The 14,104-nt window shown below is 61.4% G+C and carries 12 protein-coding genes; 6 read left to right on the forward strand and 6 right to left on the reverse strand.

The genetic code is table 11. The features are described 5' to 3' along the window. Window positions 1-57: 57 nt before the first annotated feature. Together mutL and ACZ5D1_RS14845 are read left to right on the forward strand one after the other, a co-directional pair. A complete protein-coding gene (gene mutL, locus ACZ5D1_RS14840) occupies window positions 58-2,136 on the forward strand; it encodes a DNA mismatch repair endonuclease MutL (RefSeq protein ID WP_464555315.1) in 2,079 nt (692 codons plus the stop codon). 175 nt (window positions 2,137-2,311) lie between these two features. Continuing rightward, window positions 2,312-3,781 (forward strand): response regulator, encoded by a 1,470-nt coding sequence (locus ACZ5D1_RS14845; protein ID WP_011369163.1) that lies wholly within the window; start codon window positions 2,312-2,314, stop codon window positions 3,779-3,781. 78 nt (window positions 3,782-3,859) lie between these two features. Here the strand turns inward: ACZ5D1_RS14845 and rfaD are convergent, their stop codons facing one another. The 4 genes from rfaD to ACZ5D1_RS14865 form a co-directional block, all read right to left on the reverse strand. Next, a complete protein-coding gene (gene rfaD, locus ACZ5D1_RS14850) occupies window positions 3,860-4,849 on the reverse strand; it encodes an ADP-glyceromanno-heptose 6-epimerase (RefSeq protein ID WP_011369164.1) in 990 nt (329 codons plus the stop codon). A 141-nt stretch (window positions 4,850-4,990) separates the two neighbouring features. Further along, complete coding sequence (locus ACZ5D1_RS14855; RefSeq protein WP_011369165.1) at window positions 4,991-5,653, reverse strand: YkgJ family cysteine cluster protein; 663 nt, start codon at window positions 5,651-5,653, stop codon at window positions 4,991-4,993. 4 nt (window positions 5,654-5,657) lie between these two features. Next, window positions 5,658-7,049, reverse strand: coding sequence for a protein kinase domain-containing protein (locus tag ACZ5D1_RS14860; RefSeq protein ID WP_464555318.1), 1,392 nt, complete (start codon window positions 7,047-7,049; stop codon window positions 5,658-5,660). Between the two features lie 107 nt (window positions 7,050-7,156). Next, window positions 7,157-7,894: a metallophosphoesterase family protein gene (locus ACZ5D1_RS14865; protein WP_273196054.1), complete on the reverse strand. Its 738-nt coding sequence runs from the start codon at window positions 7,892-7,894 to the stop codon at window positions 7,157-7,159. Between the two features lie 18 nt (window positions 7,895-7,912). Between ACZ5D1_RS14865 and gnd the strand changes: the two genes are divergently transcribed. Continuing rightward, window positions 7,913-8,959 carry a phosphogluconate dehydrogenase (NAD(+)-dependent, decarboxylating) gene (gnd, locus tag ACZ5D1_RS14870; protein ID WP_464556560.1) on the forward strand — a complete coding sequence of 349 codons (1,047 nt, stop codon included), beginning with the start codon at window positions 7,913-7,915 and terminating at the stop codon, window positions 8,957-8,959. Next, on the forward strand, window positions 8,956-10,497 hold the full coding sequence (gene zwf, locus ACZ5D1_RS14875; RefSeq protein WP_273196059.1) for a glucose-6-phosphate dehydrogenase: 1,542 nt from the start codon (window positions 8,956-8,958) through the stop codon (window positions 10,495-10,497). Before gnd ends, zwf begins: the two co-directional genes overlap by 4 nt. Window positions 10,498-10,563: 66 nt before the next feature. On the opposite strand, the gene ACZ5D1_RS14880 is transcribed toward zwf, so the two are convergent. Further along, the gene (locus tag ACZ5D1_RS14880; RefSeq protein WP_464555321.1) at window positions 10,564-11,544 is read right to left on the reverse strand and encodes a bifunctional helix-turn-helix transcriptional regulator/GNAT family N-acetyltransferase; all 981 of its coding nucleotides are present in this window, start codon (window positions 11,542-11,544) and stop codon (window positions 10,564-10,566) included. 184 nt (window positions 11,545-11,728) lie between these two features. Between ACZ5D1_RS14880 and ACZ5D1_RS14885 the strand changes: the two genes are divergently transcribed. Then, complete coding sequence (locus tag ACZ5D1_RS14885; protein WP_273196064.1) at window positions 11,729-12,322, forward strand: LOG family protein; 594 nt, start codon at window positions 11,729-11,731, stop codon at window positions 12,320-12,322. A gap of 8 nt (window positions 12,323-12,330) precedes the next feature. Here the strand turns inward: ACZ5D1_RS14885 and ACZ5D1_RS14890 are convergent, their stop codons facing one another. Next, a complete protein-coding gene (locus ACZ5D1_RS14890; protein ID WP_464555323.1) occupies window positions 12,331-13,281 on the reverse strand; it encodes a LysR family transcriptional regulator ArgP in 951 nt (316 codons plus the stop codon). Between the two features lie 101 nt (window positions 13,282-13,382). Here ACZ5D1_RS14890 and ACZ5D1_RS14895 point away from each other — a divergent pair, with 101 nt between their 5' ends. Then, a complete protein-coding gene (locus ACZ5D1_RS14895; protein ID WP_011369173.1) occupies window positions 13,383-14,006 on the forward strand; it encodes a LysE/ArgO family amino acid transporter in 624 nt (207 codons plus the stop codon). Window positions 14,007-14,104: the final 98 nt, after the last annotated feature.

The following is a 14,104-nucleotide window of genomic DNA, read 5'->3' on the forward strand; positions in this document are numbered from 1 at the left end:
CCGCGCGCCCGTTTATGGCTAGATGGGCAGTGCACGAGACTATGAGGACACATATCCATGACGCAAGATAACACTCCGCAGCGCAAACGCATACAGCTGCTGCCCGACGCCCTGCGCAACCAGATAGCCGCGGGCGAAGTGGTGGAACGCCCTTCCAGCGTGGTCAAAGAACTGGTGGAAAACAGTCTGGACGCCGGTGCACGCACGGTGGAAGTGGCCATTGAAGACGGCGGACGCAGCCTGATAACCGTACGCGACGACGGCGACGGCATAGACGCGGCCGAACTGGAACTGGCCATGACCAGACACGCCACCAGCAAAGTCACCACGTTTGACGAACTGATGCGCATAGCCAGTTACGGCTTCCGCGGAGAGGCACTGCCCAGCATAGCCTCGGTATCAGATTTCCGCATGACCTCAGCGCCTGCTCAACGCACGGCGGCTGATACCGCACCGGAAGCCAGCTGCATCCATGTGCGGCACGGCAGCATCATTTCGCACGGGCCGGCAGCGCTGTCCAGAGGCACACTGGTGGAAGTGCGCGACCTGTTCATGAACGTTCCGGCACGGCTTAAATTTCTTAAAACCACAGCCACGGAAAGCAAACGCTGTCAGGAACTGTTCTGCAGGCTGGCGCTGGCACGCCCCGACGCGGGGTTTTCACTTTCCAGCGGCGGGCGCGAGGTGTTCCGCTTTCCTGCCGGTCAGACGTGGCGCGAACGCCTTGCGGTGCTGTGGCCGCCCAGCATCACGGAATCAATGGTGGAAGTACCGCCTTTGTGCAGCCGCGCCCACGACGGTACAGTACCCGACGTGCAGGTACGCGGACTGTGCGGCGACCCCCGCCAGTCGCAGCCGCGGGCGGACAAGATGCTGTTTTACGTCAACGGCAGAGCGGTTACCGACAAATTGCTCATGCGTGCCGTGCGCGATGCCTATTCCGGCAGAATGCTGGGGCGCGAGTATCCGCAGGTGCTGCTGTTCATCGAACTGGACCCCGAAATGGTCGATGTGAACGTGCATCCCGCCAAAAGCGAAGTGCGCTTCCGCGAAGAACGGCATGTCTTCAGTGCCGTGCGCCGCGCGGTTGAAGCCGCCCTGCAGCAGCTGAGCGCCACAGGGACACCGGACAGTCCGGATACCGCAGGCGTTGCAGACATACCCGGACATGCCGCTTCCGGCGCAGCCGGTCTGCGTCTGACACCGGACAGCCCTGCCACCCCAAGGGCAGCCGCCCGTCCGCTGGGATTCTGGGGAGAGGCAGACGCAGCACCCATTGTCCCCAGAGCGCCGCGTGACCATGAGGACGACGAGGTGACGCTGCGTCATATGCCGCAGCCGTCCTCTGCCGACGGCAGAACAGACCGCACGGAGCATACGGACAGTGCGGAAGCACCGGACGCGCACCTGCCTCACCGTGACGACGGGGTGCGCATTGACTTCATGGCAGGCGGCCCTTCGCGGGCGGCAGGACACACGGACGCCGCAGTTGCGGAACAGCCGGACGCGGAATACGGCCATGCAGCCCCGCACAGCACCCCGCAGCCGGCCGGTGCCCCCGCGGACCCCGCACACGGGGGTGTCACCGTGGGCGAATACACCTATCTCGGCCAGATTGCGGACACGTATCTGGTTGTCAGGCGCAAAGGCAGCACCCTGCTGCTGCTCGACCAGCATGCCGTGCATGAGCGCGTGCTGTACGAACGCATCCGCCGCGATGCCACGCAGGGGCAGACGCAGCTGCTGGCCTTTCCTGCGGAAATGCCCCTGCATAACGCAGAAGCGGAACGTCTTGCCTCGGTGTGGGAAAAGCTGGCAGTCATGGGGTTTGCGCTGGAAACGCACGGGCCTTCACTGCGCATCCGGGGCATACCGTCCACCCTGGACCAGCGCGGGGCCACGGAATTTCTGCGTGAAGTGCTGGCAGACAGAAAGGGCAGACTGCCCGATATGTGGGTGATGATGTCGTGCCGCTCCGCCATCAAGGCGGGGCAGCGGCTTACTCCTGACGAGGCTGCGGGCCTTATTGCCCAATGGCTTGAAGTGCCCGATAGAGAATTCTGCCCCCACGGGCGGCCCGCGGTGCTGCGCTTCACCCCTGCCGATCTGGAAAAAATGTTCAAACGCACAGGGTGAGCCGGAGCCGGCGCACCGGCAGGCCGGAACATTCCGGCCTTTTTTTGCGTCTTATTTTTCCGCAGGGTGGACGCAGCGCGCGCTCCGTCGTAAACTGGGCAACCTGCATCCGCAGGACTTTGCACAATGCACAGTTTACGGCATCAACGGCGCGGGACACGCGCGGGAATACGGCATGCAAACCGCACCGGCACAACAGGCCACGGTACTTACGGTGGAAGATGACCCTGTCATCCGCGAAACCATAGCAGCCTGGCTGGAGGATTCCGGCCTGACCGTGCTGCAGGCCGAAGACGGCAGCAAAGGTCTGGACGTTTTCCGCAGGCACACACCAGACCTTGTACTGCTGGATCTCGGCATTCCCGGCATGAGCGGTGAAAGCCTGCTCAAGCTCATGGTGCAGGAACAGCCCGACACGCCGGTCATCATCGTTTCCGGCACGGCGGAAATAGACGCCGCCATCAGCGCCTTCAAGAACGGCGCATGGGATTTCATCACCAAACCCGTGCCCAATATGGAACTGCTGGAAAAAACCGTGCGGAACTGTCTGGAACGCAAATCACTGCGCGAACGGCTGGACGCCGCAGAGACCCGCTATTTCCAGTTCATCCAGCATCTGCCCGTGACGGTGTTTTCCATGGACGGCAGCATGCAGGTCACATGGCTCAATGCCGCATGCCCCAGAGTGCTGGGCTGGCCCGTGGCAGAAGCGCTGGGGACGGAAAACTGGTTCATGGATAACGTGCACCCGCCGGACAGGCCCGCACTGCAACAGGCACTGGAAGCCGCGCTGCAGCGCGGGAACGACATTTTCTGCGAATTTTCATTCCGCCACCGCCACGGCTACCTTATCCGCCTGCAGGCGCGCTCCACATCCGTATCTGCTCCGGACGCTGCGCGCGCGGGCAGAATCGAAGGCGTTCTGCTTGATATCACCGACCGCGATTTTCTGGATAAGGTGCTTGTGCAGCGAGAAAAACTGAACACGCTGGGAGCCATGGCCGATGAAGTGGCCCATGAATTCCGCAACCCGCTGTTTGCGCTGGGCGGTTTTGCACGCAGACTGCATACGCGCATGCCCGACATCATGGAGGCCGGAATCATTCTGGAAGAAGCAAAACGCATGGAAACCATGCTGGACAGGCTAAAGGAGTACACCAGCCCTGTGGACGTCTCGCCGGAACCCACCAATGTCAACACATCCGTCAATTTTGCGCTGGACAGGCTGGAACCTCAGATAGCCAGACGCCGGGCGGCCGTTTCCAGCAATCTGGAAGCCGGCATGCCGGAAATACAGTCCGATCCCGACATTCTGCTGCAGGTGCTCATGAATCTGGTGACCAACCTGCTGGATGCCATGCCTGAAGGCGAAACGCTGCGGCTGATCACCTCACAAAGTGCCGGAACACAGGAAGTGACGCTCATGGCACCGGTGCAGGGCACGCCCATGGCCGACCCCGAACAGCTGCTGCTGCCCTTTGACGTTTCCGGACCGCAAAGAAACCTTGCGGTAAGTTACCGGCTGGTAAAAACCATCGGCGGGCTGCTGTCCGTCACCCGCAGCCACAACGTGCATACGCTTACTCTTTCGCTGCCCGCCGGACACGACAGCCGCGTACCCGGCACGGGTGCCGGTGCTTCCTGACGTGCTGCCGCCGCATAAAAAACGCCGCAGGACCTGCCCGCGGCGTTCTGAGCGTTACGCACCCTTTCCGGTATGCGCCTATACCCCTGCACGGGGGTCGAGATACGGATCTTCCGCTGCAAGATAATTCTGCACATAATCCTTAACACCGTCTTCCAGCGAACGGAACGTCACCGGACAACCGGCATCAGCCAGCCGCTGCACGGGAGCCTGCGTGTAATACTGGTATTTGCCGCGCAGCTGCTCGGGCATATCGATGTATTCGATGCGTTCGGGCACGTCCATGGCGCTGAACACCGCCCGCGCCAGATCGTTCCACGTACGGGCGTTGCCGGTGCCGATATTGAACAGCCCGTTGGCGGAAGGATTTTCCAGCAGCCACCACATCACGTCCACGCAGTCTTTCACGTATACAAAATCACGCTTCTGTCCGCCGTCGGGATAATCGGGGTGATACGAGCGGAAAAGACGCATGACCCCTTCGGAACCTATCTGTGAAAAAGCCTTGCACACCACCGAACGCATATCGTCCTTATGGTATTCGTTGGGACCGTAGACATTGAAAAACTTCAGGCTGGCTATGCTGTCCAGCTTGCCTTCGGCATGGGCGCGCAGGTCAAACAGCTGTTTGGAATAGCCGTACATGTTCAGCGGCTTGATGCGGTGCATGGTTTCCACGGAATCATCAAACCCGCACGAGCCGTCGCCGTAGGTGGCTGCCGAGCTGGCATTGATAAAACGCGCGCCATGCTGCAGGGCAAAATCACACAGGGCTTTGGTATAGCGGTAGTTGTTCTCCATCAGAAAATCAGCGTCGCGTTCCGTGGTGGAAGAGCAGGCGCCCATATGCACAATGCCCTTCACGTTCCACGGCAGGCAGTCATCCAGCAGCAGATCGAGAAATGCATCGCGGTGCATGTAATCGACATACCGCAGATTTACGAGATTCTTCCATTTTTCCGTACTGGCCAGATTATCCACCACCAGAATATTGTCTATGCCCATGGTGTTGAGCTTCCAGACCATGGCGCTGCCGATAAATCCTGCGCCACCTGTGACTATGTACATATATTCTCCTGAAAAAAACCGTGAGTGCGGCGGGCCGGTCATCCCCTGTCCGCCGCTGTTCATCACCATGCCGCCTGCAGTGCGGCGTTTTACGCCGCGGGCGCCTGTCCCGCCCTGCACCGGACATGGTGCCCGCGCAACCTAGACAGCCTGTGCGGGCGCCAGAAAAAGATCATCGCCCCGCCGCTGCACTCTGATGCCGTACATGCGGTGCACTGTTTCGGTAAGGGGCCTGCCGAAAAGAAAATCCATATCCTCTGCGGGAACGGATGTGCGTTCCGCCACAACCTCGCGGAAGGAAAGATCAAGACGCACGGCTTCCAGCAGCCTGCGCGCCGCATCCTCATCACTGCGCAACCGGGGCCCCAGCTCGGCAAGCGGCGCATAGGGACAGCTGGCTTCGTGCGCCTCCACCAGAGACAGCAGTTCCGCATTGTCCGCCAGAATATCGCGCCGTGTCAGCCTGTCTTTGTCATACATTCCCAGAATGGCGGAAGTATCCTTGCAGGACAGAGCGCGGCACTCCGCAGGGCGGCTGTTGTAGATGCGGCAGCCTATTTCCGCGGGCATGAAAAAGAGGCATGTCCAGCTGCCGCGCACCGCCCCGCGCAGCTTGACCAGCTCTTCCTGCAGGGGAATCACCTCGTCGCGGGCTTCATCATAGGCCATTTCGCCCCGCCGCAGGGTGACCATGTGCGCAGGGCGTATGACACCGCTGCGGACAAGGTCCATGTCCTGCCGGTGCAGGGCCGGTCCGCCCTTGCGGCAGCAGGTGCCGCAGCGGTCGCAGATAATTTCGGTCACAGGGTTATTCTCCTGAATGCGTCCGCACCGCACGGACGGAAAACCGGCAGGTGAAATCCTGCCAGCCCACAAACCCCATGGATGCCGAGACAAACCATGCCGCCACATGCGACTTGGTGTCGGCGCTCCACAGCACATCACAGCGGATGTCAAAAACAGGGGGCACGCAGTAATCGCCCAGCATGGGCGGTTCGGCCAGCTGGGTGACCAGCTCGGCCACAGTGGGCAGGCGCCAGTCGCCGTATCCGGCAAACCGCATCGCGTTCAACGAGTGCACATACTCGGCAGCCTCGTCCCATGTCAAAGGATAGTCGCTGCCGGACTGCTGCCACATCAGATCAGTTGCGCTGTCCAGCACGGTCATATCGCCCTGATCTTCAAAAGTTTCACCCGCGGGGCACAACGGACGCCACAGGTCATCCAGCCCGAATACCCCGCGCGCTTCGCGCGTGCCTGCTTTCAGTGGCACGGTGCGCACGTCGGTGTGCACGGGCGGGCACTGCCTGCGCAGCGGCGAAGCACCGGCCAGCGTACAGGTATTGGTCACCCGCGCCCGCCAGCGGCGCTCCAGCACATTCAGCCTGTCCAGCATGGCTGCGGCGCAGGCAAAACGTGCACCGGGGTCAGGGGCCATGGCCCGTTCAAAAAAAACGTCCCACTCCGCATCCAGATCGTCGCTGAACTGGCTGGCAGGAGGAATGCCCCCTTCAGCCATGACCTCTTCACCGGTGGGCAGCACACCGGTAAGCATACGGTACAGCATAACACCCACAGGATAGATATCCGCCCGCGCATCCGCAGATTCCGGATCGTTTTCCTGTTCCGGCGGCGCATAATAGGGCGACCCCACCTTTACGCCCTTGTGCAGACGTCCCGCGGTGCCGTGACCGGTCTCGCCGCGCAGCCGCGACAGGCCGAAATCAATGAGCTTCACATCATCATCGGCAGTTATCATAATATTATAAGGCTTCACATCGCGATGCACGATGCCCGCATAATGCATGCGCCGCAGCGCTTCGAGGGTCTGGCGGGCATACCGCACCGCCCTGTCCAGCGGCAGCCGCCGTGTGGGAGCCTCAACCCTGTAGCTTTCGCCGATAAGCATACCCAGATTGAGGCAATAATACTCCATCAGAAAAAACGGTCTGTTGCGGGCGTCGTGGTCCGCATCCAGCACCGCGGCCACATGGGGATGTTCAAGCTGCCCCATGATGCGGGCCTCTTCATAAAACCGCCGGGCAAGCTCTTCTGTGCCCACAAGTTCTTCCAGCACATCCGAAGGACGCAGCAGCTTGAGCGCCGCCATACGGCCGGTGACAGGCTGAAGCACCTTGTACACGGCTCCCATGCCTCCGCGTCCCAGCAGCCCGCAAACCCTGTATCTGCCTATGAACATTCAGCAGCCACTCCCCGCCTGTGCGCCGCCGGACACCATGTCCTGCACGGCGCACCCGACACTTGACATATCACATAACATATATTGCCCATCTGTACATCCGTGCTTCAGCGCAACCGCTGCGCATAGCGCAGGGGCATGCCCCGCTCCGCAAACAGCGCCACGGCCCGCTCGATATCATAGGAAACAAAACGCATCTCCAGACGCCCGTCGTCCGGCCACCACAGCGCATACTTGGCTCTGTTGTCGCCGTCACGCGGCTGGCCCGCGCTGCCCACATTGACTATGTAGCGGCAGTCCGGGTCAAACAGGCACGGCCCCTGCTCCAGCGGCCGTCTCTCCAGCACGCCGCCGCGCAGGCACACCAGTTCCAGATCATGTGTATGCCCCACAAAACACAACGGACCCAAAAACGCCTGAAAAGCTCCTTTCAGTTCTCCGCCGCTCACCGCAAAAAGATACTTGTGCACGGAATCAGGAGGCATGCCATGCACAAAGCGGCAGCCGTGCCGGCTGAGCCCGCGCGGCAGCGATGCTATCCACTCCACGGCACAATCCGACAGCAGTGCAATGGTGCGCATAAGCGCCTCGTGCGACTGAAAATTAAACCGCCTGCGTTCGCGCTCCAGCAGCACGCCGGCTTCATGGTTTCCGGCCACGGAAATGACACCGCGCCGCATGCACAGTCTGACCACCTCGTCAGGCTGCGGGCCATAGCCCACATTATCGCCCAGAGAAATGATCTCGTGCACGCCGCAGGCGTCCATGTCTTCCAGTACCGCCTCAAAAGCCGGCAGATTGCCGTGTATGTCTGACAGAATGGCTACGGGCATAGCCTCATGCATACCAAGCTTCGCACCGTCATGAAAGCGGCAAATGACGTGCGCCGTTGCCGCGGCCGCGCCGATACGCTATGCTGGGGGCAAACCGCACCCGTGCGGCCCCGCGGCGGCAGCAATACGCCGCGGGTACAACACCAACGGAGCATATACATGCAGATAGCCATCATAGGACTGGGCAGAATGGGCATGAACATGGCCCGGCGCCTGCTGCGCGGAGGACACGAGGTTGCCGTATGGAACCGCAGCCCTGCCAAAACACAGGTAATGGAGGCTGAAGGTGCCGCCGGATTCACCAGCCTGCAGGCACTGGCCGCCAGTCTTGCCCCGCCGCGTACGCTGTGGTTCATGCTGCCCGCCGGAGAGGCCACGCAACAGCGCATGGACGAAGTACTGCCGTTTCTGCAGCCCGGCGATGTGGTGGTGGACGGTGCCAATGCCTACTGGAAGGACGACCGGCCCCGTGCCGACAGGCTGGCCGCACACGGCATACGGTATGTGGACGCAGGAGTTTCCGGCGGCATATGGGGACTGGAAAACGGATACTGCACCATGCTGGGGGGTGAAGCGGCTGATATCCGGCATCTGGCGCCGGTACTGGATACGCTGGCCCCGCCGCAGGGCTGGATGCATTGCGGCCCGGCCGGAGCCGGACACTTTGTCAAAATGGTCCATAACGGCATTGAATACGCCATGATGGAGTCATACGGCGAAGGGTTTGACCTGCTGCGCAACGGCCCGTTCAGCGAGCTGGACCTGCAGGGTATCGGCGCCCTGTGGAACAGGGGCAGCGTGGTACGCTCGTGGCTGCTGGAACTGCTGGATGCGGCGCTGAAAAAAGACCCCGGCCTTGCATCGCTGAAAGGATATGTGGACGATTCCGGCGAGGGACGCTGGACAGTAACCGATGCCGTGGACCATGCGGTGCCGGTGCCGGTACTGGCACAGGCGCTGTTCCGGCGGTTCGAATCACGGCAGGACGATCTGTTTTCCAACAAGGTGCTGGCCGCCCTGCGCAACGAATTCGGCGGGCATGCGGTAAAAAACACTGACGAAGGGGATGCCTCATGAGTCCCGCAGACACCCGCGTGACCATAGGCAGAGCCATGTGCGAGGAAACACCGCCGGAACCGTGCGGTATGGTCATATTCGGCGCATCCGGCGATCTTGTGGCGCGCAAACTGCTGCCGGCGCTGTTCGGGCTGTTCCGCCGCGGGCTGCTGCCCGAACGCTTTTTCATGCTGGGTTTTGCCCGCACTCCCATGACGGATGACGACTTCCGCGGCAGAGTACGCGAATCCATCCTTGCCGCGCACCCGCAGGGCGCCGGCCAGCTGGACGATTTTCTGGCGCTGTGCCGTTACACCTACGGCGACTACGACGACCCCGCGGCCTATACCAACCTTGCGCTGTGTTCTTCGGAATGCGTCATGGACTACCACGCCGCGGAAAACCTGCTGTTTTATCTGGCTCTGCCGCCGCACCTGCACGCCGGAGTGGTGCGTCATCTGCACGGCGCCGGTCTTACGGCGGAAGGTGAAAACGGCAGCCCGTGGCGCAGAGTTGTTTTTGAAAAACCCTTCGGTCACGACCTTGCCTCGGCGCTGGAACTTGACAGCAGGCTGTGCTCCGTGCTGCGGCAGGAACAGATTTTCCGCATGGACCACTATCTTGGCAAGGAAACAGTGCAGTCCATACTGATGTTCCGCTTTGCCAATGCCATTTTCGAACCGCTGTGGAACAGGGGCTATGTGGACCATGTACAGATAACCGTGGCCGAATCGCTGGGCATAGAACACAGGGGGGCATACTACGACAGTGCCGGCTGTCTGCGTGACATGTTCCAGAACCATATGATGCAGATGCTGGCGCTGGTGGCCATGGAACCGCCCACAAGTTTCGACCCGGAACGGGTACGCGACGAGCGGGTCAAACTGCTGCACTCCATCCGGCCGTGGACAGCGGACGACATGCGCCACTGGGTCGTGCGCGGCCAGTATACACAGGGAGTTACCGCCGAAGGCGCACCGCTGGCAGGTTACCGCCACGAACCCCGTGTGGCCGAAGGCAGCACCACGGAAACCTATGTGGCCGCGCGTCTTTTCATCGACAACTGGCGCTGGCAGGGCGTTCCTTTTTTTCTGCGCAGCGGCAAACGCATGCCCCGCAAGGTCAGCGAAATTGCCGTCACCTTCCGGCGGGTGCCCCACTCCATGTTCGGCATGCACTCAAAATCCGAAATGCCGGCCAATGTACTGGTACTCAAAATCCAGCCGGAAGAAGGCATCGACCTGCATATTCAGGCCAAGCAGCCCGGCCCGAAATCATGCATGGCAACCATGGCTCTGGCATTCAAGTACAGAGAAATTTTCGGCATCAACCCTCCGGACGCCTACGAGCGGCTTCTGCTGGACTGCATGCTGGGCGACAGGACCCTGTTCTGGAGCCGCGAAGGTGTGGAAGCTTCGTGGCGGCTGATAACCCCGGTGCTGGATACATGGTGCGACAACCCGCAGACTTCGCCGCTGCATCAGTACACAGCCGGCACATGGGGGCCGGAAGCCGCGCAGCGGATGATCAGTGCCGCAGGGCGTCAGTGGCGGCGCTGAAAAAATGACAAAAACCGCCCGCGCATGATGCGCGGGCGGCCGGAATTCATCCGTATACGCGGCTACTCAGGCGCCGCAGCCGCAGCAGGGCTGCGGGGGGTGTTCCCCGCGGGCTGATGATGCCTGCGTGGTAAAATGCATGATATACCGCAGCTCACAGACACTGTGTCCCGTATCGCCCTGCGCTGTGCAGCGCTCGAACCCCAGCGATTCGTACAGCCGTGCGGCCTGCTGCAATATTCCGGTGGTCTCCAGATAACAGGCCCTGTATCCGTGGCTGCGGGCAAATTCCAGCGCTGTGAGCACCAGCCGCCTGCCCAGCCCGCGTCCTCTGCATTCCGCCAGCAGATACATCTTCTGCAGCTCGCAGATGCTGCCGTCACAACCGGCAAGCGGCGCCACGCCGCCACCGCCCAGCACCCGCCCCTGATGTTCCACCACCCAGTAACAGGCTCCGTCCGCGGCATACGCCTGACTTACGGCGTCCACCGCAGCATCCCCCACGGCATAACCGGCTTCGGCCGTCAGACCGTGCTCTTGTGAAACGCTGCGGATAATCTCTGCCACCGCAGCATTGTCGGCAGGCCGGACGGGTCTGATGACAAATCCTTCCTGCAGCCTGCTGTACCGCAACCCTCTGGCATAGGTCATCAGGCCGTCAGCCACTGCTTTCTGTTCTCCGGGGGTCAGCTGGTCCAGCCCTGCACGCACCAGACTGTCCATCTCGCCGTGCACTTCTGCCAGCCTCCGGTGTCCGGCTTCGGTCAATGCCACTCCCTTTGCCCTGTCCGGCGGGCCTTCGGGCACCAGCACGGCAAGCTTCTGCAAAATAAGTGACTGTACCGCCCGGCTGGCGTTGGCCGCATCAATCAGCAGCAACTGCGCCACCTGCTGCACAGACAACATTCCATGCTCACCCAGCTCGATAAGCGCATGCGCCTCCGCCACCGTCAGCCCCTTCTGGTCTGCATAACTGCCCACAAGGCGCAGTTCCCGCGCCAGCTCGCGTGATATCTTCCTGATAAAACACGAAGTTACTTTCTCCACAACGCTCCTCGCAGCAAACTCCTGTAAATTGCAGTGTTCACACCCGAATACGACACAGATACCACAAGTACTTCACAAAACCAATCGGCTGCACATGACCGCAGATTGACACCGGCCACATGCGGAACTACCAACGAAGCACGGCAAGCACTGCCGCATCATGGACACAACAGGAGAATCCGCCATGCACACCATTAACAGCGTATGTGTTTACTGCGGTTCCAATCCGGGACTGCGTACGGAGTATATGGATACGGCGCGGCAACTGGGCAAAACTCTTGCCATGCGCCGGATGACACTGGTGTACGGCGGCTCCGCCACCGGTCTGATGGGAGCCGTGGCAGACGGCGTGCTGGAACACGGCGGCAGGGCCGTAGGCGTCATTCCCGCACGCATCGCCGGACGCATCGGGCACAGCGGCCTTACCGAACGCCACGTGGTGGACACCATGCATGAACGCAAACAGCGCATGTGCGATCTGGCTGACGCCTTCATCGCCCTGCCGGGGGGCATCGGCACGCTGGAAGAAGTTTTCGAGATGCTCACGTGGGCACAGCTGGGCTTTCACCACAAACCCGTAGGCCTGCTGAATGTGCAGGGCTATTACGACGGGCTTGTACAGTTCACCCGCCATATGCAGGACGAACGCTTTATAAAACAGGACCACCGCGACATGCTGCTGGTGGAACAAAACGCCGCAGCGCTGCTGGACCGCATGGCGGCATGGCAGCCCGTATGCAGCCCCAAATGGTTTGACGAGGCGCTGGCAAAAAGCTGACATACGCCTCAGCGCAGAACAAGAGCCGCATGGTCCGAAAGGACCGCGGCCATGCGCTTGAAAAGCCCCGTACCCAGATCCCACCAGTGCCAGTGCAGTGCCACGGGCAATGCCCAGCCCGGTGCCAGATCGACCAGTTCACCGCCGGCAAGCAGCGGTTCGGCCTGCAGATGCGGCACGCAGCCCCACCCGAACCCCGCAGCCACCATTTTTACAAATGCCTCCGAAGAAGGCACATAGTGCCGCGGATACGGGGTGTCCGGCGCAATGCCGTACAAGGTCTGCAGCATGGTGTCATGCACCCCGTCCACCCTGTTGTACAGCACGGCAGGCGCCCGCAGCAGATCGGCGGCAGTGGCGGCACGGCCGTCCGCCCCCACGCGCAGGCCGTGTTCAGCGGCAAAATCCGGCGCAGCGCACACAAGGTACTCCATACTGCCCAGCCGCTGCATGCTGCACCCGTGAAACGGCGTGGCCCGCGTGCTCACACAGCCCACCACTTCACCGTTACGCAGCAGGTCATGCGTTCTGTCCTGATCATCCACCAGCACATCAAGCAGCAGCTTTTCCTGTTCCGCCACGGCATCCACCGCCTCCAGAAACCATGTGGCCAGACTGTCGGCATTGACGGCCACACTCAGCTGCCGGTAGGCGGGGGCCCCCCCGTGCGCAGCACCGCCTTCGCCCAGCAGTTCCGCGCTGAAGCGCGCGGCCATGTCGCGCTCAAGGTCAGCCTCCAGCATGGAAACCTGATGATAATGCCGCAGCAGTCTGCGGCCTGCCTCGGTAGGTGTAACAGGTGCCGCCCGTGTGACCAGCGCCGTACCCGCTGCCGCTTCCAGCTGACGGATACGCTGCGACACGGCCGACTGGGTCACATGCAGCACACGGGCTGCTTTTTCAAACCCGCCTTCGCGCACCACCATGGCCAGAGCCTCTATAAGCCGGTATTCAAGCATGACCTGACATTAGCAAAACTTATGCAGCATATAAACTAGTAATTTCACTTCTTGAAAGCGGGGGTATATCTCCCATGCACGCAACCACACCAGAGGACCCCATGAACTCCGCAGTATTTTTTCAGGGATTCGGCATCTGTGCCGGTCTTATCATTGCCATAGGCGCCCAGAACGCCTTCATCCTGTCACAGGGAATCCGCGGCAGGCATGTGCTGACCGTGGCACTGCTGTGCTGCCTGTGCGATGTGCTCCTCATATCGCTGGGACTTTCCGGTGTGGGTGCATTTGTCTCTTCCAGCAGTGCTCTCACCGCAGCCACGGCCTGGGCGGGTGTGGTGTTTCTAAGCTGGTACGGACTGGGCGCGCTGCGTTCCGCCATCAGAGGCGGCACGCTGGAAGCCGATACCCGCGGTTCCGACAGTCTGCGGGCCGTGGCTGCGACCACCATTGCCGTGTCGCTGCTTAACCCGCACGCATGGCTGGATACTGTGGTGCTGCTGGGCGGCATCAGCGGGCAATACCCCGAAAGCCAGCGCTTCGTTTTCGGCGCGGGGGCGCTCAGCGCCTCGTTTGTCTGGTTTTTTTCGCTTGCATTCGGCGCCCGTCTGCTGGCCCCGCTGTTCCGGCGGCCCGCCACATGGCGCATGCTCGACGGCTTTGTCTGCCTGACCATGTGGGGCATTGCCGCCTCACTGGCGCACCATGCACTGTCACTTACGGCGTAGCACCTGCACGCTGTTATCATAGTCAGGCTCCTGCGGCGGTTTTCCCGTATCCTCATCATCTCCTCCGCCGCAGAAGCCGCCTCACAAACACACCCCGG

This window comes from Oleidesulfovibrio vietnamensis (genome assembly GCF_055388115.1).

Excerpts from the sequence above, each read along its gene's own strand:
- mutL (WP_464555315.1), top strand. The coding sequence starts at position 58 with ATGACGCAAGATAACACTCCGCAGCGCAAACGCATACAGCTGCTGCCC.
- ACZ5D1_RS14845 (WP_011369163.1), top strand. The coding sequence starts at position 2,312 with ATGCAAACCGCACCGGCACAACAGGCCACGGTACTTACGGTGGAAGAT.
- rfaD (WP_011369164.1), bottom strand. The coding sequence starts at position 4,849 with ATGTACATAGTCACAGGTGGCGCAGGATTTATCGGCAGCGCCATGGTC.
- ACZ5D1_RS14860 (WP_464555318.1), bottom strand. The coding sequence starts at position 7,049 with ATGTTCATAGGCAGATACAGGGTTTGCGGGCTGCTGGGACGCGGAGGC.
- ACZ5D1_RS14865 (WP_273196054.1), bottom strand. The coding sequence starts at position 7,894 with ATGCATGAGGCTATGCCCGTAGCCATTCTGTCAGACATACACGGCAAT.
- gnd (WP_464556560.1), top strand. The coding sequence starts at position 7,913 with ATGAAAGCGGCAAATGACGTGCGCCGTTGCCGCGGCCGCGCCGATACG.
- zwf (WP_273196059.1), top strand. The coding sequence starts at position 8,956 with ATGAGTCCCGCAGACACCCGCGTGACCATAGGCAGAGCCATGTGCGAG.
- ACZ5D1_RS14885 (WP_273196064.1), top strand. The coding sequence starts at position 11,729 with ATGCACACCATTAACAGCGTATGTGTTTACTGCGGTTCCAATCCGGGA.
- ACZ5D1_RS14890 (WP_464555323.1), bottom strand. The coding sequence starts at position 13,281 with ATGCTTGAATACCGGCTTATAGAGGCTCTGGCCATGGTGGTGCGCGAA.
- ACZ5D1_RS14895 (WP_011369173.1), top strand. The coding sequence starts at position 13,383 with ATGAACTCCGCAGTATTTTTTCAGGGATTCGGCATCTGTGCCGGTCTT.